The sequence below is a fragment of the Methylobacterium sp. BE186 genome (assembly GCF_031457035.1).
Classification (GTDB): Bacteria; Pseudomonadota; Alphaproteobacteria; order Rhizobiales; family Beijerinckiaceae; genus Methylobacterium; species Methylobacterium segetis.
Genome location: NZ_JAVDVV010000002.1, coordinates 102,177 through 126,112, shown reverse-complemented (window position 1 = coordinate 126,112; position 23,936 = coordinate 102,177). Strand labels below are relative to the sequence as shown.

The 23,936-nt window shown below is 72.1% G+C and carries 23 protein-coding genes; 17 read left to right on the top strand and 6 right to left on the bottom strand.

Annotated elements, in window-relative coordinates; genetic code table 11:
• Nucleotides 1-61 precede the first annotated feature (61 nt).
• From J2X36_RS02700 to J2X36_RS02645, 12 genes are all read left to right on the top strand, one after another.
• Nucleotides 62-721: a cytochrome c3 family protein gene (locus J2X36_RS02700; protein WP_310345867.1), complete on the top strand. Its 660-nt coding sequence runs from the start codon at nt 62-64 to the stop codon at nt 719-721.
• Nucleotides 709-3,531, top strand: coding sequence for a 4Fe-4S dicluster domain-containing protein (locus J2X36_RS02695; protein ID WP_310345864.1), 2,823 nt, complete (start codon nt 709-711; stop codon nt 3,529-3,531). Before J2X36_RS02700 ends, J2X36_RS02695 begins: the two co-directional genes overlap by 13 nt.
• The gene (gene nrfD / locus J2X36_RS02690; RefSeq protein ID WP_310345862.1) at nt 3,528-4,889 is read left to right on the top strand and encodes an NrfD/PsrC family molybdoenzyme membrane anchor subunit; all 1,362 of its coding nucleotides are present in this window, start codon (nt 3,528-3,530) and stop codon (nt 4,887-4,889) included. Before J2X36_RS02695 ends, nrfD begins: the two co-directional genes overlap by 4 nt.
• The gene (locus J2X36_RS02685; protein ID WP_310345858.1) at nt 4,886-5,401 is read left to right on the top strand and encodes a DUF3341 domain-containing protein; all 516 of its coding nucleotides are present in this window, start codon (nt 4,886-4,888) and stop codon (nt 5,399-5,401) included. Before nrfD ends, J2X36_RS02685 begins: the two co-directional genes overlap by 4 nt.
• On the top strand, nt 5,398-5,940 hold the full coding sequence (locus J2X36_RS02680) for a cytochrome c (RefSeq protein WP_310345855.1): 543 nt from the start codon (nt 5,398-5,400) through the stop codon (nt 5,938-5,940). Before J2X36_RS02685 ends, J2X36_RS02680 begins: the two co-directional genes overlap by 4 nt.
• Nucleotides 5,937-6,899 (top strand): hypothetical protein, encoded by a 963-nt coding sequence (locus tag J2X36_RS02675; protein ID WP_310345852.1) that lies wholly within the window; start codon nt 5,937-5,939, stop codon nt 6,897-6,899. Before J2X36_RS02680 ends, J2X36_RS02675 begins: the two co-directional genes overlap by 4 nt.
• A complete protein-coding gene (locus J2X36_RS02670; protein WP_310345849.1) occupies nt 6,892-7,374 on the top strand; it encodes a hypothetical protein in 483 nt (160 codons plus the stop codon). Before J2X36_RS02675 ends, J2X36_RS02670 begins: the two co-directional genes overlap by 8 nt.
• Nucleotides 7,374-8,441, top strand: a complete 1,068-nt coding sequence (gene coxB, locus J2X36_RS02665) for a cytochrome c oxidase subunit II (RefSeq protein ID WP_310345846.1) — start codon at nt 7,374-7,376, stop codon at nt 8,439-8,441. Before J2X36_RS02670 ends, coxB begins: the two co-directional genes overlap by 1 nt.
• 37 nt (nt 8,442-8,478) lie before the next feature.
• Nucleotides 8,479-10,176 (top strand): cytochrome c oxidase subunit I, encoded by a 1,698-nt coding sequence (gene ctaD, locus J2X36_RS02660; RefSeq protein ID WP_310345843.1) that lies wholly within the window; start codon nt 8,479-8,481, stop codon nt 10,174-10,176.
• Complete coding sequence (locus tag J2X36_RS02655; protein ID WP_310345840.1) at nt 10,173-10,838, top strand: cytochrome c oxidase subunit 3; 666 nt, start codon at nt 10,173-10,175, stop codon at nt 10,836-10,838. Before ctaD ends, J2X36_RS02655 begins: the two co-directional genes overlap by 4 nt.
• Nucleotides 10,835-11,137, top strand: a complete 303-nt coding sequence (locus tag J2X36_RS02650) for a cytochrome C oxidase subunit IV family protein (RefSeq protein WP_310345837.1) — start codon at nt 10,835-10,837, stop codon at nt 11,135-11,137. The genes J2X36_RS02655 and J2X36_RS02650 overlap by 4 nt, the downstream gene beginning before the upstream one ends.
• A 116-nt stretch (nt 11,138-11,253) precedes the next feature.
• Nucleotides 11,254-12,132, top strand: coding sequence for a DUF3108 domain-containing protein (locus tag J2X36_RS02645; protein ID WP_310345835.1), 879 nt, complete (start codon nt 11,254-11,256; stop codon nt 12,130-12,132).
• 3 nt (nt 12,133-12,135) lie between these two features.
• Here the strand turns inward: J2X36_RS02645 and J2X36_RS02640 are convergent, their stop codons facing one another.
• A complete protein-coding gene (locus J2X36_RS02640) occupies nt 12,136-12,537 on the bottom strand; it encodes a response regulator (protein WP_310345833.1) in 402 nt (133 codons plus the stop codon).
• A gap of 122 nt (nt 12,538-12,659) precedes the next feature.
• On the opposite strand from J2X36_RS02640, the gene J2X36_RS02635 reads away from it, so the two are divergent.
• Together J2X36_RS02635 and J2X36_RS02630 are read left to right on the top strand one after the other, a co-directional pair.
• Complete coding sequence (locus J2X36_RS02635; RefSeq protein WP_310345830.1) at nt 12,660-13,376, top strand: sensor histidine kinase; 717 nt, start codon at nt 12,660-12,662, stop codon at nt 13,374-13,376.
• Nucleotides 13,377-13,567: 191 nt separating this feature from the next.
• The gene (locus tag J2X36_RS02630; protein WP_310345828.1) at nt 13,568-14,059 is read left to right on the top strand and encodes a hypothetical protein; all 492 of its coding nucleotides are present in this window, start codon (nt 13,568-13,570) and stop codon (nt 14,057-14,059) included.
• A gap of 149 nt (nt 14,060-14,208) precedes the next feature.
• Here the strand turns inward: J2X36_RS02630 and J2X36_RS02625 are convergent, their stop codons facing one another.
• Both J2X36_RS02625 and J2X36_RS02620 read right to left on the bottom strand, forming a co-directional pair.
• Nucleotides 14,209-15,270, bottom strand: coding sequence for a M23 family metallopeptidase (locus tag J2X36_RS02625; protein WP_310345825.1), 1,062 nt, complete (start codon nt 15,268-15,270; stop codon nt 14,209-14,211).
• Between the two features lie 159 nt (nt 15,271-15,429).
• Nucleotides 15,430-15,642 carry a hypothetical protein gene (locus J2X36_RS02620; RefSeq protein ID WP_132254856.1) on the bottom strand — a complete coding sequence of 71 codons (213 nt, stop codon included), beginning with the start codon at nt 15,640-15,642 and terminating at the stop codon, nt 15,430-15,432.
• A 448-nt stretch (nt 15,643-16,090) separates the two neighbouring features.
• On the opposite strand from J2X36_RS02620, the gene J2X36_RS02615 reads away from it, so the two are divergent.
• Together J2X36_RS02615 and J2X36_RS02610 are read left to right on the top strand one after the other, a co-directional pair.
• Nucleotides 16,091-17,791, top strand: coding sequence for a type I secretion system permease/ATPase (locus tag J2X36_RS02615; RefSeq protein ID WP_310345822.1), 1,701 nt, complete (start codon nt 16,091-16,093; stop codon nt 17,789-17,791).
• A 25-nt stretch (nt 17,792-17,816) separates the two neighbouring features.
• Nucleotides 17,817-19,175 carry an HlyD family type I secretion periplasmic adaptor subunit gene (locus tag J2X36_RS02610; protein ID WP_310345819.1) on the top strand — a complete coding sequence of 453 codons (1,359 nt, stop codon included), beginning with the start codon at nt 17,817-17,819 and terminating at the stop codon, nt 19,173-19,175.
• Nucleotides 19,176-19,185: 10 nt separating this feature from the next.
• Here J2X36_RS02610 and J2X36_RS02605 read toward each other — a convergent pair whose 3' ends face one another.
• The 3 genes from J2X36_RS02605 to J2X36_RS02595 are packed head-to-tail and all read right to left on the bottom strand — an operon-like array spanning nt 19,186 to nt 23,028.
• A complete protein-coding gene (locus J2X36_RS02605) occupies nt 19,186-20,331 on the bottom strand; it encodes a response regulator (protein ID WP_310345816.1) in 1,146 nt (381 codons plus the stop codon).
• Between the two features lie 16 nt (nt 20,332-20,347).
• Nucleotides 20,348-20,719 carry a response regulator gene (locus tag J2X36_RS02600; RefSeq protein WP_132256306.1) on the bottom strand — a complete coding sequence of 124 codons (372 nt, stop codon included), beginning with the start codon at nt 20,717-20,719 and terminating at the stop codon, nt 20,348-20,350.
• Nucleotides 20,716-23,028, bottom strand: coding sequence for an ATP-binding protein (locus tag J2X36_RS02595; RefSeq protein WP_310345813.1), 2,313 nt, complete (start codon nt 23,026-23,028; stop codon nt 20,716-20,718). The genes J2X36_RS02600 and J2X36_RS02595 overlap by 4 nt, the downstream gene beginning before the upstream one ends.
• A 206-nt stretch (nt 23,029-23,234) precedes the next feature.
• On the opposite strand from J2X36_RS02595, the gene J2X36_RS02590 reads away from it, so the two are divergent.
• A complete protein-coding gene (locus J2X36_RS02590) occupies nt 23,235-23,930 on the top strand; it encodes a Crp/Fnr family transcriptional regulator (RefSeq protein WP_310345810.1) in 696 nt (231 codons plus the stop codon).
• Nucleotides 23,931-23,936 lie beyond the last annotated feature (6 nt).

The following is a 23,936-nucleotide window of genomic DNA, read 5'->3' as shown; positions in this document are numbered from 1 at the left end:
TGCCGGCTCTGCACGCTTAAGCTGAGATAGTCAGGGCCGGCGTAGAGGGTGCCCGCGGGGCATGGTGCAGATTTTTCGTCCGGGCGCCGACTCGGTCGCCCGCGTCGTGCTCGCCTCGATGGCGGTCGTGCCGGTCTTGGCCGTCGGGCTCGCCTATACCCTGTGGCGCTCACCCTACGCGACCGCCCAGAACGTCACCCGCGAGCAGCCCGTGCCCTTCAGCCACGAGCACCATGTCGGCGGCCTCGGGATCGATTGCCGCTACTGCCACACCTCGGTCGAGACCGCGGCCTTCGCCGGAATTCCCCCGACCGAGACCTGCATGAGCTGCCACTCGCAGATCTGGACCAACGCGCCGATGCTCGCCCCGGTCCGCACCAGCCTCGCGGAGGAACGGCCCCTCGTCTGGCGCCGGGTGCACACCCTGCCGGCCTATGTCTACTTCAACCACTCCGTCCACGTGGCCAAGGGCGTCGGCTGCACCACCTGCCACGGGCCGATCCAGACGATGAAGCTCGTCTATCAGGCCGCGCCGCTCACCATGGGCTGGTGCCTCGATTGCCACCGCGACCCGGCTCCGCACCTGCGCCCGCACGAGGCGGTGTTCGACGTCGGCTGGCAGGCGCCCGCAGACCAAGAGAGGGTGGGCCGGCGCCTCGCGGAGGAACGCCACATCCGCTCGCCCGAGCGGCTCAGCGAGTGCTCGATATGCCACCGCTGAGCTCCCCCTCCCGCCGCGAGGCGCTCCGCCTTCTCGGCTCCGGCCTGACGCTGGCCCTCGGCGCCTGCGCCAAGCCCTCCGAGGAGATCGTTCCCTACGTCCGCGCGCCGGAGGAGCTCCTGCCGGGCGTGCCCCTGCGCTACGCGACGACGCTGCCCCTGAGCGGCTGGGGCCGGGGCGTGCAGGCCATCGCCGTCGACGGGCGGCCGATCAAGATCGAGGGCAACCCGCTCCATCCGGCAAGCCGCGGCGCGACGGACGTGTTCGCCGAGGCCGCGATCCTGGACCTCTACGATCCGGACCGCTCCCGAACCGTCACCGAGCGGGTGAACGGCATCGCCTCCTGGGAGATGTTCGTGCGGGCCTGGCGCGCCCCGCTCGCGAAGGTCCGGGGGCAGGGCGGGCGCGGCCTCCATCTGCTGACCGGCCGCGTCACCTCGCCGACCCTGGCGCGCCAGATCGCTGGCCTGCGCGCCGCGCTGCCGGAGGCGGTCTGGCACGTCCACGAGCCGGTCGACGAGGCGTCCGCCGCCCGCGGCGCGGACCTCGCCTTCGGGCGCCCGCTCCGGGCGCTGCCGCATCTCGACCGCGCCGAGGCCATCCTCTGCGTCGGCGCCGACCCGCTCGGGCCGGGACCCGACCAGATCCGGTTCGCCGCGGCCTTTGCCGAGCGCCGCCGCGACCCCGCCCGGTTCGGCCGGCTCTACGTCGCGGAGGCCGCCCCGACGCTCACCGGCATCAAGGCCGACCATCGCCGGGCCCTCCACCCGCGCGACTGGGCGGGCCTCCTCGTCCAGGCGGCGAACGGCCTCGGCGCTGGCCTGCCCGCGCCGGGTCTCGGCGCGGAGGCGCTCCGCTTCGCCGAGGCGGCCGCCGCGGACCTCAAGGCCCATCCGGGCCGCGCCCTGGTGCTGGCGGGTCCCGCCCTGCCGCCCGAGCTTCACGCCCTCGCGCACTGGATCAACGGGCGCCTGAGGGCGCCGGTCGATCTCATCGCCCCGCCGGACGGGGCCGACGCGCCGCCCTCGGACCTCGCGGGCCTCTGTGCGGCCCTGGATGCCGGCACGGTCGAGGCCCTCGTCATCCTCGACGCCAACCCGGTGCTCACCGCGCCGGCCGATCTGGAGATCGGGCGGCGGCTCGAACGGGCGCGCTTCAGCGTCCATGCGGGCCTGCACGGCGACGAGACGGCGGGGGCCACGCACTGGCACCTGCCTCTCACCCACGCCCTCGAGAGCTGGTCGGATCTGCGCGCCACCGACGGCACGGCGAGCCTCGTCCAGCCGCTGGTCCGGCCGCTCTACGGCGGGCGCTCCGTGCACGAGGTGCTGGCGCTCCTCGGCGGCGAGGAGGCCGCCTCGGGCCACGACCTCGTGCGACAAACCTGGCGAGCGGCCTGGCAGGCGGCCTCGGGGGAGGGCGGGGATTTCGAGACCCGCTGGCGCCGCTGCCTGCACGACGGGATCGTGGCCGGCACCGCGGCTATCCCGGCTGCGGCGCCCGAGCCGCGCCTTCCCGACCTGCCGGCGGCACCGGCCGCGGGCTTCGCGGTCGAGATCCGTCCGGACCCGTGTCTCTGGGACGGGCGCCCCGCCAACAATGCGTGGCTTCAGGAATGCCCGAAGCCGGTCTCGAAGCAGGTCTGGGGCAACGCGCTGGCGCTCTCGCGGGGGGAGGCGGCCCGGCGCGGCGTGAGCGCCGGCGACGTGGTCCGCCTCTCCGCGGGCGGCCGCGCGGTCGAGGTGACGGTCGCGATCGAGTCCGGCGTCGCGGAGGGTGTCGGCGCCCTCACCCTCGGCTACGGACGGGAGCGCGCGGGCGCCATCGGCGACGGGATCGGCGCGAACGCCTACCCCCTCGTCACGGCGGCCTCGCCCTGGCTCGCGACAGGCGTCGAGATGGTCCCGGCCGGGCGGCGGGCGGAGGTGCTGCGCACCCAGAACGACGTCCGGATCGAGGGCGAGACGCGCAAGCTCTTCCGGCAGATCGACCTCGCCGAGCTGGCGCGGGCCGAGCCGAAGGGGATCGGCGCCGACCAGCCGAGCCTGCTCGCCCCCTGGCAGGGGGACGCGGACGGGCATGCCTGGGGCATGGTGATCGACACGGCGGCCTGCATCGGCTGCAATGCCTGCGTGGTGGCCTGCCAGTCCGAGAACAACGTGCCGGTGGTGGGTCCCGAGGAGATCGCCCGCGGCCGCATGATGCACTGGCTGCGGGTCGACCTCTACGATTCCGGCACCCCGGAGGCGCCGAGGGCGGGCTTCCAGCCCGTGCCCTGCATGCATTGCGAGCACGCCCCCTGCGAGCCCGTCTGCCCCGTCGCCGCCTCGGTGCATGACGGCGAGGGTCTGAATCTCCAAGTCTACAACCGGTGCGTCGGGACCCGCTTCTGCCAGGCGAATTGTCCCTACAAGGTCCGCCGCTTCAACTTCTTCGGCTACGCCGACGGCCAGGAATACGCCCATCTCGGCGCTGAGCCGGTGCGGGCGCAGCGCAACCCCAACGTCACGGTGCGCGCCCGCGGCGTCATGGAGAAATGCACCTACTGCGTGCAGCGGATCGCGACGGAGCGGCAGGCGGCCGAGCGCGACGGCCGGCCGATGGGCGCGGTCTCGACCGCCTGCCAATCCGCCTGCCCGACGCGGGCGATCCGCTTCGGCGACCTCAACCGGGCCGACGACGGGGTCGCCGCGCTCCGCCGGGATCCGCGCCACTACGCGCTCCTGGAGGACCTCAACACGCGGCCCCGCACCACCTACCTCGCCGACCTGCGCGCGCCGAACCCGGACCTCGCGGAGGACCGCTCGTGAGCGCCCGGCCGCACGCGCAGGCCCATGCCTGGATCGACGCCGACAGCCTCGGCTACGGCGCGATCACGGCGGCGGTCGCCGACCCGATCCAGAAGCGCGGTCTCGGCCGGGCCTGGATGATCGCGATCATCGTCGCCCTGCCTCTGGCGGTGATCACCTTGATCGCGATCGGCGCGGTGCTCACGGTCGGGATCGGCCTGTCGGGGGTCAACACCACCGTCGTCTGGGGCGTCTCGATCGCCAACTACGTCTGGTGGATCGGCATCGGCAACGCCGGCACGCTGATCTCCTCGATGCTGCTCCTGACCCGCCAGCGCTGGCGCGCCTCGATCAACCGCTTCGCCGAGGCGATGACCCTGCTCGCGGCCGCGATCGCCGGCCTGTTCCCGATCATCCATCTCGGCCGGCCGCTCTACGCCTACTGGCTCGCCCCCTACCCGAACACGATGGACCTCTGGCCGCAATGGCGCTCGGCCCTCGTCTGGGATTTCTGGGCGATCCTCAGCTACCTCCTGTTCTCGGGGATCTTCTGGTTCACCGGCCTCCTGCCCGACCTCGCCACCCTGCGCGACCGGGCCGAGACGCAGGCCGGCCGGATGGTCTACGGGGCGCTGGCGCTCGGCTGGCGCAACTCCGCCCGGCACTGGCAGGTCTTCGAGACCTTCCACAAGACCATGGCGGCGCTCGCCGTGCCGCTCGTCTGCTCGGTCCACTCGATCGTCGGCCTCGACTTCGCAGCGAGCCTGATGCCCGGCTGGCAGGAGAGCCTGTTCCCGCCCTATTTCGTCGTGGGCGCCATGTATTCGGGCTTCGCCATGGTGGTGGTGCTCGCGATCATCATCCGCTGGGGCCTCGACCTTCGGGCGATGATCACGCCCGCGCATTTCGACGCGATGGCGAAGGTGATGCTCTTTGCCAGCACCGTGATGACCTTCTCCTACGCCACCGAGTGGTTCATGGCTTGGTACGGCGGCGAGCACGCCGATCGTACGGTCGTCGGCTATTTCTTCACGGGCGATTACCGCTGGCTCTACGCGGCTCTTCTGGCCTGCAACTGCCTCGTGCCGCAGGCGCTCTGGTTCCGGTCGGTGCGGGGTAACCTGTGGCTGCTCGCGGCCATCGCGATCCTGATCAATGTCGGGATGTGGCTGGAGCGCATCCTGATCGTCTGGAACACGCTCTCGCACGGCTACGCGATCAGCCTGTGGCGGACCTACCACGTCAGCCTCTACGACCTCGTCATCCTGTTCGGGCCGCTCGGCCTGTTCGGGCTCGGCTTCCTGGTGCTGGTGCGCCTCCTGCCCATCGTCTCGATGCACGAGGTCCGTCAGGTCAGCCATGCGGAGGGCGCCGCATGAGCCGGCCCCTGCTCGCCGAATTCGAGACGCCGGAGGCGCTGGTCCGCGCCCTGCGGCTTGCCCGCGCCGACGGGCACCGGGCCCTCGACGCCTTCACGCCCTTCGCGATCGAGGAACTCTCGGCCGCCTTCGACCCGCCCCGCCTGCCGGTGCGGCCGATCATGGCCCTCGCCGGTTTCGGGTCGGCGGCCGCGATGTACGCCCTGCAATGGTACAGCGCGGTCCACGCCTACCCGCTGAACTCGGGCGGGCGCCCGCTCCATTCCTGGCCGGTCTTCCTGCTTGTGCCCTTCGAGGTGGGCGTGCTCTGCGCCGCGATCGCGGGATTGGCCGCGATGCTCCGGGCCTGCGGCCTGCCGCGCCTCCATCACCCGCTCTTCGCCATGCCCCGCTTCGAGCGCGCCAGCCAGGACCGCTTCTTCCTCCTCGTCGCCCCGCACGGCGAACCGGACCCGCTGCGCCGGACCCTGGAGGAGGCGGGCGCGCGCCTCGTGTCGGAGGTGCACGCATGAGGGCGCCCGCTCCCCCGATACGCCTCGCCCTCGCGGCCGGCCTCGCCCTCGGCCTCGCCGCCTGCGACGACCTCTCGATGCGCCAGCAGAAGCGCTACGAGGTCTACGGCCGGGCCGCGCTCTTCCCCGACGGCGCCGAGGCTCGCACACCCCCCGACGGCGCGGTCGCGATCGGCGCGCTCGACCGGGAGGCGGCGCTTCGCGATCCACCCGCCGTCGATGCCGCCCTGCTGCAGCGGGGCCGGCAGCGCTACGAGGCGATCTGCACGCCCTGCCACGGGCTGACGGGCCACGGCGACGGCATGATCGTGCGGCGGGGCTTCCCGGCGCCCCCCTCCTTCCACGAGGAGCGCCTGCGCGCCGCGCCTGCCCGCTACGTCGTCGACGTCATCACCAGGGGCTACGGCGCGATGTATCCCTACGCCGCCCGCGTCGCGCCGCGCGACCGCTGGGCCATCGCCGCCTATATCCGTGCGCTCCAGCTCGCACAGGGCGCCCGCGTCGCCGAGATCCCGGGCCTCGCGGAGACGCTGCCGTGACGGAGGCCCTCGCCCGCGGCTGGCTCGTCGCCTGGATCGCCTGGAGCGCGATTCCCGTCGGCAGCCTCGTGCTCGTCCTGATCCACGTCGTGACGGGCGGGCGCTGGGGCGAGATCCTGGCCCCCGCCCTGCGGCCCGCGACCGCTGTGGTGCCGCTCGCGGCCCTCGCCTTCCTCGGCGTGGCCTCGGGCCTGCCCGCGGACTACCCCTGGGCGACGGGGGAGGGGGCGGCGAAGGCCGACGTGATGCGGCTCTACCTCGACCCGGCCCTGTTCCTCCTGCGGGCGGGCGTGGCCCTCGCGGGATGGTCGCTGCTGGCCCTCCTCTGGCTGACCGGCCGCTGCGGCAAGCTCGCGGCCGGCCTCGGCCTCGCCTTCTACGGGCTGACGATCAGCCTGGTGGCCGTCGACTGGATCCTCTCCGTCGAGCCGGGCTTCAATTCCTCCGCCTTCGCGTCGGAGATCGCGCTGCACCAGATTCTCGCGGCGCTCGCCTGGGCGGCGATCCTCAGCCCGCCGGGCCTCGGCGAGCGGGGCGCCTCGGATCTCGCCGGCCTCATCCTCGCGAGCCTCCTCGGCGTCCTCTACATGGCCCTGATGTCCTACATCGTGGCGTGGTACGGCGACCTGCCGCCGAAGGCCGCGTGGTACCTGAAGCGGGGGGAGGGCGCCTGGGGCGCGGTGCTCGCCGCGGCGCTCCTCATCGGCGGGCTGATCCCCTTCGGGATGCTGCTGTTCTCGGCCGTGCGGCGGAGCGCGGCGACGTTGCGCGTCGTCGGCCTCCTCGTCCTCGTGGGGCTCGCGCTGCACCTCGCCTGGTACGTCCTGCCGGCCTACGGCGCCGGCGCGGGCCTCGCGGCGGCCATGGGCCTGGCGTGCCTCGCCCTCCTGGCCATCGCCTCCGCCGCCTTCCTGCGGATGCTCCGGCGCCGCGAAGCGGGGAGGGCGCGCCATGCCTGAGGCGGCGCGGGGACAGCTCCACACCGGGGTCCACGACGACGTGGTCGGGCACGCCCCGCCCGGCACCGCGGCGCCGGGCACCATCGCCATCCGCCCGATCCTGATCACCGGCGCCTGCATCGTGGCCTTCACGGCGGCGACGCTCGGCGGCCTCCATCTCTACTACCGGACCGAGATCAAGGGTCCGCTCCAGCAGGCCCCGCGCGACTTCCCCGAGCCGCGCCTCCAGTCGAGCCCGGCGCGCGATCTCGCGCGGATGCTGGCGGAGGAGCGAGCGCGCCTCGAAGGCTACGGCTGGGTCGATCGGGGGCGGGGCATCGCCCGCATCCCGGTCAGCGAGGCGATGCGGATCCTGGCGGAGAAGGGCGAGGCCGCCTACGCCGCGCCCGTGCAGCCCGAGGTGACGCCCGTGCCCGGCAGCCGCGGCGGCGCGCGGGCCGCGTCCGAACCGCCTGCTGGCGGAGGGGACCGCTGATGTTCTCCTGGCTCATGCCGGAGCAGGCCTCGGTCCAGGCGCCGCGCGTCGACGCGATCTTCCTCGGGCTGACCGCGATCTCGGCCTTCATCGTGCTCCTCGTCGTGGGCCTCCTCGTCACCTTCTCGATCCGCTTCCGCCGCGGCTCGAAGGCGAACCGGGACGAATTGCCGAGCCTCGTCTCGCGCGAGTTCGAGATCGGCTGGACGGTCGCGACGCTGTTCGTGTTCGTCTTCATCTTCTGGTGGGCGGCCTCGGCCGAGATCGGAGCCTTCGTCGCGCCGAAGGACGCGATCGAGGTCCACGTCGTCGCCAAGCAGTGGATGTGGAAGACCCAGAGTTCGAACGGCGCCCGCGAGATCAACGAGCTGCACGTGCCGGTCGGCGCGCCGGTGCGCCTCATCCTGACCTCGCAGGACGTGATCCACTCCTTCTACGTGCCCGCCTTCCGGCTGAAGCGCGACGCCCTGCCCGACCAGCAGACGGAGACGTGGTTCAAGGCCACCAAGACCGGCACCTTCCACCTGCTCTGCACCGAATATTGCGGCACCGACCACGCCCGCATGCTCGGCCGCATCATCGTCCTGGAACCGGAGGATTACGCCCGCTGGCTCTCGGCGCAGCCCGAGGGGGACGACCTCGCGCACCAGGGCGAGCGGCTCTTCACGGCGCGCGGCTGCGCCGGCTGCCACGCGCCGGGCTCGGCCGTGCACGCGCCCGACCTCGCGGGCATCTGGGGCCGCGAAGTGCAGCTCGCCGGCGGGCGCACCGTGACCGCCGACGGCGCCTACATCCGCGACTCGATCCTGCAGCCGAAGCGGGACGTGGTGGCCGGCTACGAGCCGATCATGCCGAGCTACGCCGGCCTCCTCTCCGACGGAGAGATCCAGGAGCTGACGGCCTATATCCGCGCCCTCGGGTCGGGGCCGCGAGCGAGCCGCAGGCTGGGCGAACCGCCCCTCTCCTCCCGGGTCCCCGGAGGCCCCAAGGAGCGCAGCCCGGCCATGGTGCCGGGCGCGCCCGTCGCCGACACGCCGACGCCGGCCGGCCCCCCGACCCGGCGTTGAGCCACCCGAGACAGGACGAGAGCCAGGACGTGACCCCATGACAGCGGACGTCGCCGAGAGTCCCACCGCCCTGGCCGACCGGGGAGAGCTCGCCCTCGGCCTGCCGGAGAGCTACCTCGCGGCCGGCTACACGCTCAGATCCTGGCTCACCTCCACCGACCACAAGCGGATCGCGATCCTCTACGCGATCTCGATCACGCTGTTCTTCTTCATCGGGGGTGCGGCCGCGACGATCGTGCGCCTGGAGCTGTTCACGCCGAAGGCCGACGTCGTCGGGGCTGACACCTACAACAAGCTCTTCACGCTGCACGGCGTGGTCATGGTGTGGTTCTTCCTGATCCCGTCGATCCCGACCACGCTCGGCAACTTCCTGCTGCCGCTGATGATCGGCGCGCGGGACATGGCCTTCCCCAAGCTCAACCTCGCGAGCTGGTACCTCAACATCGCCGGCGGGATCCTCACCGCATCGGCCATGCTGGCGGGCGGCATCGACACGGGCTGGACCTTCTACGTGCCCTACTCGACCGTGTTCTCGAACACGGCCGTCTCGCTGGGCGTGCTCGGCGTGTTCGTCTCGGGCTTCTCGACGATCGCCACGGGCGTCAACTTCATCGCCACGACCCACACCCTGCGGGCGCCCGGCATGACCTGGTTCAAGCTGCCGCTCTTCGTGTGGGCGATGTACACGACGAGCCTGATCTTCGTGCTCGCGACCCCGGTCCTGGCGGTGACGCTGCTTCTCGTCCTCGCCGAGCGCCTGTTCGGCCTGCCGATCTTCGATCCGGCGCGCGGCGGCGACCCGATCCTGTTCCAGCACCTGTTCTGGTTCTACTCGCACCCGGCGGTCTACATCATGATCCTGCCCGCGATGGGCGTGATCTCGGAGGTGATCACCTGCTTCGCGCGGCGGCGGATCTTCGGCTACACCTTCATGGTCTACGCGCTGGTGGCGATCGCGGTGATCGGCTTCTTCACCTGGGGCCACCACATGTTCACCTCGGGCATGTCGCCCTTCGCGGCGCTCGTCTTCTCGTTCCTGTCCTTCATCGTGGCGGTGCCGTCCGCCATCAAGGTCTTCAACTGGACCGCCACGCTCTACCGCGGCCAGATCGGCTTCGAATCACCGATGCTCTACGCCCTCGGCTTCGTCGGCCTGTTCACGGTCGGCGGGCTGACGGGCCTGTTCCTCGCCTCGATCCCGATCGACGTCCATGTGCAGGACACCTACTTCGTCGTCGCGCATTTCCACTACATCATGGTCGGCGCCTCGGTGTCGGCCTATTTCGCCGGCCTGCATTTCTGGTGGCCGAAGGTGACGGGGCGGATGTACCCGGAGACCTGGGCGAAGTTCGCCGCGATCCTGATGTTCTTCGGCTTCAACCTGACCTTCTTCCCGCAATTCATCGCGGGCTACCTCGGCATGCCGCGGCGCTACCACGTCTACCCGCCCGAATTTCAGGTCTGGAACGTGCTCTCCTCCTCGGGCGCCGCGGTGCTCGCAGCCGCCTACCTGATGCCGCTCGGCTACCTGACCTGGTCGGTCTTCTTCGGGGAGCGGGCCCGCAACGACCCGTGGAACGCCTCGGGCCTCGAGTGGCGCACGACCTCGCCGCCACCGCGCGAGAACTTCCTCGGAAAGCCCGAGGTGCTCGCCATGCCCTACAATTACCACCCGGAGGGCGCCCCGCCGATCAAGGACCAGCCCCGCATCCCGGCGCAGGGTTCGCTGACGTGAGCGGCGCCGAGAAGCTCCTGCGCGAGCCCTGGGACGGGCTGGGCCTCTCCGATGAGCGCGCGCTCGCCCGCCAGCGCGCGGGGGCGACCTTCGGGATCTGGATCTTCCTCGCGAGCGAGGTGCTGTTCTTCGGGGCGATCTTCCTCGCCTACGCCGTGATGCGCCTGGAGCACGCGGCCGCCTTCGCCGCCGCCGGACGGGAAACCAACATCGTCTACGGCACGCTCAACAGCGCGATCCTGCTGACGAGCGCCCTCTGCGCGGCGGTCGCCTCGAAGAGCGCCGATCATCGGGATCTGAGGCGCACGACGCTCGGGTGCCTGGCTGCCACCGCGGCGCTCGGCCTCGCCTTCCTGGCGGTCAAGGGCCTCGAATACGGGGAGGATCTCGGCAAGCATCTGGTCCCCGGCGACTCCTTCCCGCTGCATGAGCCGGGCGCGCAACTCTTCTTCGCCCTCTACTGGTTCGCCACCGGACTCCACGGCATCCATCTCTCGATCGGGATCGGGCTTCTGGCGCGGCTGCTCTGGAAGGGGTGGCGCGATCCCGAATTCCTGCCGGGAAACCCGCAGGTCGAGGTGGGCCTGCTCTACTGGGGCCTCGTCGACATCGTGTGGATCGTTCTCTTCCCTCTGCTCTACCTGCCCGGACGCTCGGGATGAGCGCGGGCCGGCCCCCCTCCACCGCCCGGCTCTGGCGCAGCGCGCTGCCGGTCTGGGCCGGCCTGATCGCGCTCCTCGCGCTCAGCCTGATCGCCGCCTACGAACCGCTCGGCACGTGGACGGTTGCGGTCAATCTCGGGCTCGCGGCGATGCAGGCCGCGCTCGTCGCCGTGCTGTTCATGCGCCTCGACGAAGCGGGGCCGCTGGTGCGCCTGACCGCGGCCGCGGGCCTGTTCTGGCTCATGATCCTGTTCACGCTCACCCTTGCCGACGTCCTGAGCCGCCTCGCCAACGCCTGACAGGATGGGCGGGACCCGCCACCACTTCGGCGCAAAGTGCTCTAGGATCGGCATCGGGGCGCCGACCGCAGGACGAACGAGGCCATGCCGTACGCAACCGGGAGCGCCGCTCCCCGATGACGCCAGCCCTCGGCCCGGCCGCCCTGATCGTGGCCGCGCTGTCGCTCGCGGCGCTGCCGGGCCCAGCCCGGTCCGAACCCGCGCCCGAGCGCTTCAGCGCCACCTACGGCCTGCGCTTCCTCGGCCTGCCGGTCGGGCAGGCGACGCTCACCCTCGACAAGGGTCCCGAAGCCGGAGGCTATGGCCTCGACCTGACGGCCTCCCTCCAGGGTCTTGTCGGCTTCTTCGTCGACGGCACGGGCCGGGCGCGCGCCTCCGGACGGCTCGGGCCGGGAGGCGCCGTGCCGGCCGATTTCTCGGTCGAGAGCCGGTATGCCGGCAAGCCGATCCGGGTCGCGATGCGCCTCTCGCGCGGCGCGGTGACGAGCCTGTCGCTCGAGCCGGAGCCGACACCGCGGCCGGACCGGGTCCCGCTCGCGCCGAAGGACCGGACGGGGATCGTCGATCCGCTGAGCGCGCTCGCCGTGCCCGCCGGCTCCGCGCCGCTCGATCCCGCCCTCTGCGAGCGGCGGATCCCGGTCTTCGACGGGGCCACGCGGGCCGACCTCGTCCTGTCGCGGGGTGCGCTGGCCGAGGTGACGGAGGGGCCCTATCGCGGACCCGCGCTCGAGTGCCGGATCCGCTGGGTGCCGATCGCCGGTCACCGGGCGAACGGCCCGACCGTCCGCCGCATGGCCGAGAACGACGAGATGCGCGTGCGCCTCGCGCCGATCCCGGGCGGCGGCCTCCTCCTGCCTCTGTCGATCAGCGTCGCCACGGGCTGGGGAGAGGTGCGAATCGACGCGACGGCCTGGGGGCGGGACAAGACTGCGCGGAGCGCATCCGCGGAGGCCGGGCGGACGTCGGTCCGCGTGAGCCTGCCGCGAGTCCGGTAGGGATCAGGCCTCCCCGGCCTGCCGCGCCCCGCGCAGGAGCGTGACGAGGTCGGGCAGGCAGCGGTCGATCGCGGCCGGCTTCTGCCAGACGGGAGCGTCGGCGTAGAAGGGCGGGATCAGCGCCTCGCCGTAGCCCGTCGTGAACACCACCGACACGTTGCGCTCCCGCAGGATGTCGGCGACGGGATAGCTCATCTCACCCCGCAGGTTGATGTCGAGAAGCGCCGCGTCGAGGGGCCGCGAGCGGGCGAGGTTCTCCGCCTCGGACAGGGTCCCCACGGGACCGATCACCTCCGCGCCGTGGGCAGAGAGCGCCCGCGCCACGTCGTCGGCCAGGAAGTACTCGTCCTCGACCACGAGCACGCGGCAGCGCGCCAGATCTCCGGAGCCGGGGGACACGGGCATCGGGCACTCCTCGGTACGCGAACCTCACAATGAGAGCGTGCATTAGCCTCGGGAAGGTCGTAGCTATGTCCGCGACGACCGTCGGCAAGGGAACGAGGCGCAGCCGGCCGCGCAGGCGTGGGATGGGTCAGGTCAGGGAGGCAGCGCTGGACTCCGAGGACGCGCATCTGCGCCTGAGCCTGGACCGGGCGAATGCCAGAGCCGAGGCGGCCGAGACCCGGCTGGCCGAGGCCGAGTGGCGCTGCGCCGAACTTCAGCACCAGTTGCACAACATGCTCGCGGTGGTGCGCTCGGTGGCGCGCCGCTCGGCCGAGACGAGCGAGAGCGTCGAGGATTACGCGATGCACCTCGACGGGCGTCTGAGCGCCCTCGGCCGGGTCCACGGCGCCATGGCCGTCGATCCGCACTTGCGCCTCGATCTGCACTCCCTGGTCTCGGACGAGCTGCTCTCCTTCCACGCCAAGGAGGGGGAGCAGGTGCAGATCTCCGGTCCGCAGATCCTGTTGCAGGCGCGGGCGGCGGGCACCCTCGGCCTCGCCTTCAACGAACTCGCGACCAATACGGTGAAGTTCGGGGCGTTGATGAGCCCGGAAGGCCGTATCACCGTCTCCTGGCACCGGATCGAGGGTCCCGAGCCCCGTCTCGTCATCGACTGGACGGAGCGCGGCGGGCCGCCGGTCTCGGCCCCGGCGCGCCTGGGCTTCGGGCGGACCCTGTTCGAGCGCGTGCTGCCCTACGAGCTCAGGGCGGAATGCGCCCTCGAATTCGAGCCCCCGGGCGTGCGCTGCCGGATCGACCTGCCGCTCACCGCGCGCATCGCGGCCGGGCCGCGCGCCTGAAGCGGGCGGAGGCCGCCGGGGGCCTCCGCGAAGGCCCGGACCGGGCGGAAGCGCGTCCGTGACCTGCTTCAGAGTTGGCGGCCCCTGAAACGGTTGCCCCTCTCTTCAGCCGCGGAGAACGGAGCTGTCGCGGACGGCGGCAGCTCTCGTCGGCGGCACGACGCGACACGCGATCTCGGAAAGGGGTGACCATGGCTACGATCACCGGAACCAACAACGGCGAGAACCTCCACGGCACCGACTACGCGGACACGATCGACGCCAAGGGCGGGAACGACACCGTTCACGCCATGGGCGGCGACGCCGGCAACGACAAGCTCTACGGCGACGCCGGCAACGACAGGATCTACGGCGAGGCGGGCGACGACCGGATCGAGGGCGGGGCCGGCAACGACTGGCTCGACGGCGGATCCGGCAGCGACATGATCTACGGCGGCAAGGGCGACACCGGCTACGCCAAGACCGCCGGCGTCGACCAGATCCACGATTTCGGGGCGACCGACAAGATTTACCTGGAGGGGAACTACAAGTACGGGGCCGACGCCGATCACCTCAAGGTCGGCGAGTACGGCATCTCGGGCAGCGGCACCGACTGGCACGTGAGCTACAACAGCGGCGACGGCGGCGTGCACGACATCCACGTCACGGGCGACAACCCGCACGGGCAGGTCGCGTTCTTCTGATCCCACCGGACCTCCGGGGTCGCTCGTCCCGACATCTGCCGGCCGCGCCTCCTCCGGGACGCGCGGCCGCTCTCGTCCAGCCCGCCGCGCATCGCTCCGGCCGCGCGGCGGGCTGAGCCGTAAGCCGTATCTCGCGCCCATTTCGGGGCTCATCGGTTCAGGGCAGGCAGCTCCATACTGAAGCTGTGCGCGAGAGCGGGTTTGCCGGCGCGCAGGACGCGGAAGGTGGCGGTGTAGACCCCGGGCGGGAAGCCCGCCTCCGGACGCTTGCGCCCGACGAAGACCAGAGACTGCGCTCGCGGCCGCGCGAGCGGCGCCTCCTCGCTCTGCGCGATCGGGCGGCCGTCCGGCCCGCTGAGCACGAGGCTCTGAACGTCGCCCGCATCGAGACCGATCGCGCGCACGAAGGCGACGAGCGCCGGCCCGGCCGGCCCGGCGGCCCCGACCGTTCCGCTCTCGATCACCTCCATCCGGACCGGGCCGCTGGAGAAGCCGGCATTGAGCACCGTGCCGGCCCGATAGGCGAGTCCCTCGCGCAGCGCCGGTTCCCAGAGGCTGTCCGCCGAAGGCCCCGCCGCCGGGCTGCAGCCCCCGGAGCCAGTCTCCGGCGCGAACGGATCGACCGTGCGGCCGGCGCGGCGGAGGGTGAGGTGCAGATGCGGGAACTCGCTCGCGCCCGAGAGCCCGACCCGCCCGAGGCGCTGGCCGGCCTCGACCGTGTCGCCGGGGCGAACCGTCAGGCTGCCGCGGGCGAGATGGCAGTACTGGGTCTCGTAGCCGCCGGCATGGCCGATCACGAGGCCGTTGCCGCACTCGACACCCGCGACCGCCCCAAGGCCGGTCTCCCGGACGGAGACGTCGGGCGCGTCGTCGCGGGTTCGCAGCACGCGCCCGGCTGCCGCGGCGAGCACCGTGCCGGCGGGTCCGGCCTCCTGCGCCAGCGTCGGCAGGCGGAAATCCGTGCCGTCGTGGCCGTCGTAGGTCCGGCTGCCGCAAGCGTAGTCGCGGGCGCCGGATCCGGGATCGCGGTCGACGTAATGCTGGACGAAGCAGGTGACGCCGGGCTCGCAGGCAAGCGGCAGGCGCAGCCGGAAGTCCTCGGATCGGGCCGAGGAGGGCCAGAGAGCGAGGCCGAGGACAGGCAGGACGAAGAGAGGCAGAGGGAAGGGGGGTAGATCAGAAGGGGGAAGGGCGGTGCGCACCCGCGTCATGGCCGCCTCCGCGCGGGTTCGGCACCGGCGGCATCGTCATCGAGACGACCGGCGACGGATCAACGCGAGCGTGGCCGGGCGGTTCGGCAACGGGAGAGGAGGGGGAGGAAGCGTGCGGTTCCGGCGCGACGGGCATCGGACGGGTCGTCCCGTCCGCGCTCAGTTCAGGTAGGTCTGGATCCAAGTCGGGGAGAGCAACTCGCCCTCGTCTGTCACGATCCAGGGCTCGACGCCGGGTGCGGACAAGCTCTCGGCGGCAGCGGCGATGGCATCGCGCAGGCTGCCGAAGCGCTTCGGGCGGCCCGCGGCCGGGGTCGGCGCGACGTGCCAGATCCTCAGGTCGGCGGGGCGGTCGAGGGCCTCGATCTCCATGCTGGCCTCCCGTCGTTCAGGGCCGCCCCGAGGCGGCGTTGGCGCGGCTGCGCTCGGCGAGCCGGAGGTCGAGTTCGCGCAGGATCTGAGCCTTGGCGCGGAGGGCGTGGGAGCGTCGCATGGCATCCTCCCGGAGGGTTCGACGGGTGCCCGCGCTAGCGGCGGGCGGGCTGGGTGCGGATCGGGGCGGGGCGCGGCAGCGAGGCGCGCACCGGGATCGCGATGGTGGCGTAGGTGCCGGTGCGGGGATCGAGGACGACGAGGGTCATGGGAGCCTCCTGCTGCTGTGTCCCCAGTCTCGCGCCGTTCAGGGGCGCCGACTGTGAGGCGCATCACGCAGGGTCGGCCGCCCTCTCTGCGGGGACCGAGCGTGATCCGCGTCAGGGAAGGCGGCGCCCGGAGGTCTACCAAGGACGCCTGTCCCGACTTGCCCAAGGGAGCGTCCACGATGAAGCCCCTCTCCCCCGACCTCTCCGCCGCGCTCACCGGCTGCCGCCCGGCCCTGGCGAGCCTCGCAGTCGTCAGCGGCCTCGTGAACGTGCTCTACCTCACGGGCTCGTTCTTCATGCTGGAGGTCTACGACCGCGTCATCCCGAGCCGGTCCGTCCCCTCGCTCGTCGCGCTGCTCCTGCTGGCGCTGATCCTCTACAGCTTCCAGGGCGCACTCGAATCGCTGCGCGGGCGGATGCTGACCCGGATCAGCGCGGTCATCGACGAGGCGCTGAGCCCGCGGGTCTTCCAGTACGTCGTGCGCTCGCCGCTCACGGGCGCAGCGCCGGGCGAGAGCTTCCTGCCCCTGCGCGACCTCGACCAGGTGCGCGGCTTCCTCTCGGGGTCCGGGCCGACGGCCCTGTGCGACCTGCCCTTCATGCCGCTCTACTTCGCGGTCTGCTTCCTCTTCCATCCCCTCGTCGGCCTCGCCCTGGCCGGCGGCTCGGTCCTCCTCATCCTCATCAACGTCACGACGGACCGCCTGACCCGGGGTCCGTCGAAGGCCGCGAGCGAGCACGCGCGGGGCCGCAACCTCGTCGCGATGGGCATGCAGGGCCATTTCTCCACCCGCTGGGAGGAGGCGAACCAGCGCTACATCCTGTCCCAGCAGCGAGTCACGGACGTGGCGGGGCTCCTCAGCGCCGCCTCGAAGGTCACGCGCATGGCCCTGCAATCGGGCGTGCTGGCCCTCGGCGCCTGGCTCGTGATCAACGGCGAGGGCTCGCCCGGCATCGTCATCGCCTCATCGATTCTCCTCGGCCGTGCGCTCGCTCCCCTCGATTCGATGATCGCGAACTGGAAGGGTGTCGTCGCCACCCATCAGGCCTGGGGCCGGCTGACCGCGCTGCTCGCCAACGTCCCTGAGGAGCGCCGCAGTTCCGTCCTCGGCGCGCCCTCGCGGCAGCTCAGGGCAGACGCGGTCTGCGTGGCGCCCCCGGGCGGGGGCCGGCTCACCGTGAAGGAGGTCAGCTTCACCCTGCGGGCGGGCCAGGCGGTCGGCGTGATCGGGCCGAGCGGCTCGGGCAAGTCGACCTTGTCCCGCGCGCTCGTCGGCGTGCTGCCGACGGTTCGCGGCGCGGTGCGCCTCGACGGCACCCCGATCAGCCAGTGGGCGAGCGCCGATCTCGGTCGCCACGTCGGCTACCTGCCGCAGGACGTGGCGCTGTTCGCCGGCACGATCGCCCAGAACATCGCCCGCTTCGAGCCGGACGCGCGCGGCGCCGACATCGTGGCGGCCGCTCGGGAAGCAGGCATCCACGAGCTCGTGACGAACCTGCCGGAGGGCTACGAGACGGTGCTCGGCGAAGGGGGGCTCGGCCTCTCCGGCGGACAGCGCCAGCGGATCGGGCTCGCCCGCGCCCTCTACGGCGCGCCCTTCCTCGTCGTGCTCGACGAGCCGAACGCGAACCTCGACGCCGAGGGCGAGGCGGCCCTGACCCGGGCGATCCGCAGCGTGCGCGAGCGGGGCGGCGTCGTGGTGGTGGTGGCGCATCGCTCGAGCGCGCTCGAAGCCGTCGACCTGCTGCTCGCCCTGGAGGACGGCCGCTCCGTCGCCTTCGGTCCGAAGGAGGCCGTGCTGCGCCATACCGGCCATCTGCCGAAGGCACCCACCCCCGCCAACGAGACGTCCGCCCGCCCGGCCCGGGCCTCGGCCTGACCCCTGCCCCGAAGGAGAGCGACCGATGCCCACCACCCTGACCCTGACCCTGACCGGCCCCGCCCGCACCCCGGCGCGCCCCGCCGCCAACGCCGCCCGCGCCGCGATCCGCCGGCAGGTCCGCGCAGCCGCCTTCCTCGTCACCGCCCTCGTCGGCGGCGTGGGCGGCTGGGCCTGCCTGACCGTGATCGGAGGCGCGGTGATCACGTCGGGCCAACTCGTCGTCGACAGCGACGTCAAGAAGGTTCAGCACCCGGTCGGCGGCATCGTCGGCGAGCTGCGGGTGCGGGAGGGCGACCGCGTCAAGGCCGGCGACATCCTGATCCGGCTCGACGAGACGCAGGCCCGATCCAGCCTCGACATCGTCCTGAGAGCCCTCGACAGGCTCGCCGCCCGCCGCGCCCGCGAGGAGGCCGAGCGCGACGGCGACATGGCGATCAGCTTCACCTCCGACCTTCAGGCCCGCGCCGCCTCCGACCCGGCGGTGGCGACGCTCATCGACAGCGAGACGCGCCTGTTCCTCGCCCGCGCGAAGGCCCGCAACGGCCAGAAGAGCCAGCTCCGCGAGCGCCTCGCCCAGCTCGGCGAGGAGATCGCCGGGCTGACGGAGCAGATCACGGCGAAGACGAAGGAGATCGCCGCGGTCACGATGGAGCTGAAGGGCATCCGCGAGCTCTGGCAGAAGAACCTCGTCCAGATCTCGCGCCTGACGAATCTGGAGCGCGAGGCGGCGCGCCTCGAGGGCGACCGCGGCAAACTGCTCGCAGGGCTCGCAGGCTCCAGAGTCAAGATCAACGAGGTCGAGCTGCAGATCATGCAGGTCGACCAGGACATGCGGAACGAGGTCAACAAGGACCTCACCGACATTCGCGCCAAATGGTCCGAATACGAGGAGAAGCAGACGGCAGCCCTCGACCTCCTGCGCCGCACGGATCTGCGCGCGCCGCAGGACGGCATCGTCCACCAGATGACGGTGCACACGGTGGGCGGCCTCGTCACGCCGAGCGAGCCCGCGATGCTGATCGTGCCCGAGGCCGACGAACTCACCGTCGAGGTGAAGATCCAGCCGAAGGACATCGACACCGTGCGGATCGGCCAGCCGGCGCGCCTGCGCTTCTCCGCGCTCAACCAGTACACGACGCCCGAGATCGAGGGCAGCGTCAGCCGGCTCGCGGCCGACGTGGCGCAGGACCAGAAGACCGGTCTGTCCTTCTACAAGGCGCGCATCCGGGTCGACGAGGCGCAGCGCAAGCGCCTCGGCGAGGTCCAGCTCATCCCCGGCATGCCGGTGGAGGCCTTCCTCCAGACCGGCGAGCGGACGGTGTTCTCCTACCTGACGAAGCCCTTCGTCGACCACATCTCGAAGGCGTGGCGGGAGACGTGAGGCGGACGCCTCAGCCCGCCGCCGCCTCTCGCCAGCCGAGGAGGCCGAAGGCCGTCACGGGGCGGTGGAAGCCCTTCAGGGCGAGGGGGCCGAGGCACTCGGTCTCGGCGACGGTCTCGGTCAGGGCCTGCAGGCGCTGGCTGATGAGGATCTGGCCCGGAAGCGCCTCGTCGCAGAGGCGAGAGGCGAGGTTGGTGACGCTGCCGAGCGCCCCGTACTCGCGCCGCCCCTCGAAGCCGAACTGACCGAGCGTGGCGTAGCCTGTGGCGATGCCGATGCCGAAGCCGATCTCGTAGCCGCGCCGATGCCAGGCTTCCGAGAGGCGCCCGAGGGTCTGGCGCAGGTCGAGCGCCATCCGGAGCGCGCGGTGCGGGTGGTCGGGGCAGGGCACGGGATCGTTGAAGTAGACCATGATCCCGTCGCCCGCGAAATGCTCCAGCGTGCCCTCGTGCCGGACGATGCAGGCCCCGACGACCGATTGGTAGGCGCGCAGAACCTCGAGCGCGTCCTCGGGCGCCGCCGTGTCCGTGAAGGCCGTGAAGCCGCGCAGATCGCAGAACACCACCGTGATCTCGCGCCGGTGGGTCTCCAGAAGCGTCGCCTCGGTGCCCGACGCGGCGACGAGATCGGCGATCTGTGGCGAGAGGAACCGGCGCAGACGCCCGATCCGCTCGATCTCCGCCACCTGCTCGGCGATGCGGGTCTCGAGGTCCGCGTTGCTGCGAGCGAGCGCCGCCCGCTGGAATTCCAGTTCCTCGGCCTGGCGCCGCACGGTGTCGGTGAGGGCCTTGAGGCGCAGCATCGCGCGCACCCGCGCCATCAGGGCGGCGTGCTCGTAGGGCTTGGCGAGGTAGTCGTCGCCGCCCGCGTCGAGCCCCGCCACCACGTCGCGGGTCTCGGCGCGGGCGGTCAGCAGGATCACGGGAACGAAGCGCAGCCGCTCGTCCTCCTTGAGGATGCGCAGGACGTCGATGCCGCTGAGCTTCGGCATCATCACGTCGAGGAGGATCAGGTCCGGCACCGTCTCGCGGGCGCGGGCAAGGCCCGCCTCGCCGTCCTCCGCGGTGACGACCGCGTAGCCCGCCGCCTCCAGGCGGATGCGCAGGATCTCCAGGTTCTCCGGCGCGTCGTCGACGGCGAGGATGCGGGCGCTCACGGGCTCTCCCCCGGGGTCACGCATCCTGCAGGATCTCGCGCACGAGCGCGAGGATCTTGCGGGGGCTGAAGGGCTTGGCGACGTAGCCGTCGCAGCCGGCGTCGAGCGCCTTACCCTCGTCGCCGGAGAGCGCGTAGGAGGTCACCGCCACCACGGGGATGTGGCGCGTCGCGGGGTCGGCCTTGAGCCGGCGCGTCGCCTCGTAGCCGTCGAGCACCGGCAGCTGGATGTCCATCAGGACGAGATCGGGCCGTTCCTTGAGGGCGAGGGCCACGCCGCTGCCGCCGTCCGTCGCCTCCAGGAGGTCGTAGCCGGCCACCGTGAGGAGGTCGCGCAGGATGCGGCGGTTGTCCTCGGTGTCCTCGACGATGAGGATGCGCTTCGTCATGCGGCCTGCCTCTCCTCGCTGGCGCGAACCGGCAGGTGGACCCGGAAGACGGCGCCGCGGCCGGGTTCCGACTCGACGTCGATGCGCCCGCCATGCAGCAGGACGAGCTTACGGGCGATGGAGAGACCGAGGCCGGTGCCGCCCTGCTTGCGCGTGCTGGAACTGTCGATCTGCTGGAATTCGTCGAAGATGCGGCCCTGATCGGCGGCCGCGATGCCGGGGCCGGTATCGGTGACGCTGACCGTGAACCACCCGCCCGCGGCCGTGGCGGCGACGCGGACTTCGCCTGATTCGGTGAACTTGATGGCGTTGCCGACGAGGTTCATCAGCACCTGGGTCAGGCGCCGCTCGTCGCCCTGGCCGACGGGCAGGCCCTCCGCGACCTCGGTCGTCAGCGCGAGGTTCTTCGCGTGAGCGAGGGAGGCGGCCGCCGCGACGACCTGCTCGATCATCGCCGGCATCGAGTAATCCTGCATGCTGAGGGTGAGGGAGCCGGCCTCGATCTTGGTGAAGTCGAGCACGTCGTTGATGAGGCTCAGAAGGTGCCGGCCGTTGATCTGGATGCGCTCCAGCGCGTCGAGCGCCTTGTCGCTCAAGGGACCGTAGAGGCCGTCGACGAGAAGCTCCGAGTAGCCGAGCACGGCATTGAGCGGCGTGCGCAGCTCGTGGCTCATGTTGGCGAAGAAATGCGTCTTGTGCCGGTCGGCCGCGGCGAGCTCGCGGTTCTTGGCGTCGACCTCCTGGAACAGCCGGGCGTTGCGGATCGCGAGCGCCGCTTGGTGAGCGAAGCTCTGCATCACGTCCGGCGAGGCCGGTGGGCCGGGCTCGGCTCGGAGCACGAGGACGAGGCCGAGGGCCCCCTCGGCATCCGAGAGCGGCAGGGCGAGGCCGGACGAGAGACCGGCTTCGCGCATCGCCGCGCGACCCGGGAACCACGCGGCCTCGGAGAGGTCGGGAATGGCCAGCGGGCCGCGCGTGGCGGCGTCCGAACCCGGCATGGCAGCCGGCGCGAGTTCGGCGACCGCCGCCCGCGCCGCGTCGGGGACGCCCTGCGCGGCGGCGAGGCCGTCAACACCGCCGGCCTCGTCCCGAAGATAGACGAGAATCGTCCGCGCGCCCGTGAGGGCGGAGGCGCGGGCGGCGATGGCGGCCGTCACGGCGCCGAGGTCCAGCGACCCGACGATCGCCCGCCCCGTCTCCTCCAGCGCCCGCAGCTCGCTGACCGAGCGCGCGAGGTCGCGGGTGCGCTTCTCGATCTCGACCTCGAGCCGCCCGTAGGAGCCGGACAGCTCGTCCGCCATGCGGTTGAAGCTGTCGGCGAGCGCCTCGAACTCGTCGCCGGTCCGGATTGCGATGCGGTGGTCGAACCGGTTCGCTGCGAGATGCTCGGCACCCGCGTGGAGCGCCCGGATCGGCACGACCATGCGGCGGGCCAGCACGAGGCTCGCGCAGATCGCCACCACGAGGCCGAAGGCGAAGAGCCAGGCAAGGCGGAGCAGGAGTTCGCGGATCGGCGCGAGCGCCTCCGGCAGGGGCTGCTCCACCACGATCCCTGCGGGCAGGGCCGCGACGGGCCTGAGAGTCCGCAGCACCGCCCGCCCGTCGGGGCTCCGGCCGAACCCGCCGGCCTCCGCCCCGGCCGCCTCCGCACGCGCAACCTCCGCGCCGACCGCGACGGGGCTCGCCGCCGTGCGCCCGAGGACCCGGCCATCCGTGTCGACGAGGTAGGCGTAGCTCCCGCTGCCGGGCGTGGCGGCGGGAAGGGCGTCGGCGAGCGGCTCGAGGCCGACCTCGGCGACGGTGACGGCCTGTTCTGGCCAGGCATGGGAGACGACGAGCGCGGCGAGCGACCTTCCGTCCCGGAATACGGGCTTCGCGAAGCCGGGTCGCGTCGGCAACGGCTCGCCGGCCGCCGCGCCGCCGGGTCGGCCGGAGCGAACCTGCACGCGGCCCGAGGCGTCGATGAAGGCCAGTGTCAGAACGCCCGGAGCCTGCTGCAGCAGGAGCTCGTAATCGTCCCGGTGCTGCTGCAGCGTGACGGCACTCGCCCGCGTCACCCAGCTGACCTGCCGCTCGATCTCGCCGAGGGCCGCCTCGACCGATCGCTCTGCCTCCTGCGCGTACTCGCCCTGCGCGCGTGCCACGGACCGCACCGTCTCGCGGTAGAGGATCCAGGTCTCGACCCCGGCATTGATCGAGAGCACGAGGGCGACGAGGCTGACGAGGGTCAGCACGTATTTCCGGAACAGGCTGCGATGCCACGGCAGACGGTCGGGAAATCTCGCTGAGAGGCGGGCGCGCAGGCTCATGCGGAGGCCTCGTCGGAGCGGCGCGGCAAGCCGGGTGCGCGCGCGCCTCTCATGTCCTCCTCCGCCCGGTACCGGCCATCGCGCCGTCCCACGACTGTCGGCCTCGGCGGTCCGCCCGAAAAATAACATTCGTGAAGGAGGGGAGGGCATCCCGTTCCTAGGCTCGGCCGCCGGGAATCGCCCGGATCCCCGCGGGGCGGACCGCCATGAGCAAGGGTGCGGATTTCGGGGTGCTGCTGCGCCTCAACCCGCTCTTCGCGGATCTCGGGCCCGAGATCGCGGCCACGCTCGCCGCCATGAGCACGACGCGCTCGCTGCGGGCGGGCGACGTGCTGTTCCGCGAGCACGATCCCGGCGACGCGCTCTACGGCATCCGCCGGGGCGAGGTGCGGATCGAGACCGGCACCGCGTCGGGCAAGCGGATCGTGCTCAACACCCTCGGCTCCGGCGACGTGTTCGGCGAGATCGCGCTCCTCGACGGGCGGCCCCGCACGGCGGACGCGGTCGCGGTGGAGCCGACCGACCTCTTCGTCCTGCGCCGGGCCGACCTCCTCGCCTATCTCGGCCGGGAGCCCGGCATCGCGATCAAGCTCATCGAACTCCTCTGCGCCCGGGTCCGATACATCGCGGGCCAGATGAACGAGATGACGGTGCTGCCGCTCTCGACCCGGCTCGCCCGACGCCTGACGGTGCTGGCGGCGGATTTCGGCAGCGAGATCCAGATCTCGCAGGAGCAGCTCGGCGCCTATGTGGGCAGCACCCGCGAGAGCGTGAACCGCCAACTCCAGGCGTGGCGCCGGGCCGGTCATCTCGACCTCCGGCGCGGCCGCATCATGCTGCGCGACAAGGCTGCGCTCTCGCGCGAGGCCGCCCTCCTCGACGAGGACGAGGAGGGCTGGTGAGGGGCG

Excerpts from the sequence above, each read along its gene's own strand:
- J2X36_RS02700 (WP_310345867.1), top strand. The coding sequence starts at position 62 with ATGGTGCAGATTTTTCGTCCGGGCGCCGACTCGGTCGCCCGCGTCGTG.
- J2X36_RS02695 (WP_310345864.1), top strand. The coding sequence starts at position 709 with ATGCCACCGCTGAGCTCCCCCTCCCGCCGCGAGGCGCTCCGCCTTCTC.
- J2X36_RS02685 (WP_310345858.1), top strand. The coding sequence starts at position 4,886 with ATGAGCCGGCCCCTGCTCGCCGAATTCGAGACGCCGGAGGCGCTGGTC.
- J2X36_RS02680 (WP_310345855.1), top strand. The coding sequence starts at position 5,398 with ATGAGGGCGCCCGCTCCCCCGATACGCCTCGCCCTCGCGGCCGGCCTC.
- J2X36_RS02670 (WP_310345849.1), top strand. The coding sequence starts at position 6,892 with ATGCCTGAGGCGGCGCGGGGACAGCTCCACACCGGGGTCCACGACGAC.
- coxB (WP_310345846.1), top strand. The coding sequence starts at position 7,374 with ATGTTCTCCTGGCTCATGCCGGAGCAGGCCTCGGTCCAGGCGCCGCGC.
- ctaD (WP_310345843.1), top strand. The coding sequence starts at position 8,479 with ATGACAGCGGACGTCGCCGAGAGTCCCACCGCCCTGGCCGACCGGGGA.
- J2X36_RS02650 (WP_310345837.1), top strand. The coding sequence starts at position 10,835 with ATGAGCGCGGGCCGGCCCCCCTCCACCGCCCGGCTCTGGCGCAGCGCG.
- J2X36_RS02645 (WP_310345835.1), top strand. The coding sequence starts at position 11,254 with ATGACGCCAGCCCTCGGCCCGGCCGCCCTGATCGTGGCCGCGCTGTCG.
- J2X36_RS02640 (WP_310345833.1), bottom strand. The coding sequence starts at position 12,537 with ATGCCCGTGTCCCCCGGCTCCGGAGATCTGGCGCGCTGCCGCGTGCTC.
- J2X36_RS02635 (WP_310345830.1), top strand. The coding sequence starts at position 12,660 with ATGGGTCAGGTCAGGGAGGCAGCGCTGGACTCCGAGGACGCGCATCTG.
- J2X36_RS02630 (WP_310345828.1), top strand. The coding sequence starts at position 13,568 with ATGGCTACGATCACCGGAACCAACAACGGCGAGAACCTCCACGGCACC.
- J2X36_RS02625 (WP_310345825.1), bottom strand. The coding sequence starts at position 15,270 with ATGACGCGGGTGCGCACCGCCCTTCCCCCTTCTGATCTACCCCCCTTC.
- J2X36_RS02620 (WP_132254856.1), bottom strand. The coding sequence starts at position 15,642 with ATGGAGATCGAGGCCCTCGACCGCCCCGCCGACCTGAGGATCTGGCAC.
- J2X36_RS02615 (WP_310345822.1), top strand. The coding sequence starts at position 16,091 with ATGAAGCCCCTCTCCCCCGACCTCTCCGCCGCGCTCACCGGCTGCCGC.
- J2X36_RS02610 (WP_310345819.1), top strand. The coding sequence starts at position 17,817 with ATGCCCACCACCCTGACCCTGACCCTGACCGGCCCCGCCCGCACCCCG.
- J2X36_RS02600 (WP_132256306.1), bottom strand. The coding sequence starts at position 20,719 with ATGACGAAGCGCATCCTCATCGTCGAGGACACCGAGGACAACCGCCGC.
- J2X36_RS02595 (WP_310345813.1), bottom strand. The coding sequence starts at position 23,028 with ATGAGCCTGCGCGCCCGCCTCTCAGCGAGATTTCCCGACCGTCTGCCG.
- J2X36_RS02590 (WP_310345810.1), top strand. The coding sequence starts at position 23,235 with ATGAGCAAGGGTGCGGATTTCGGGGTGCTGCTGCGCCTCAACCCGCTC.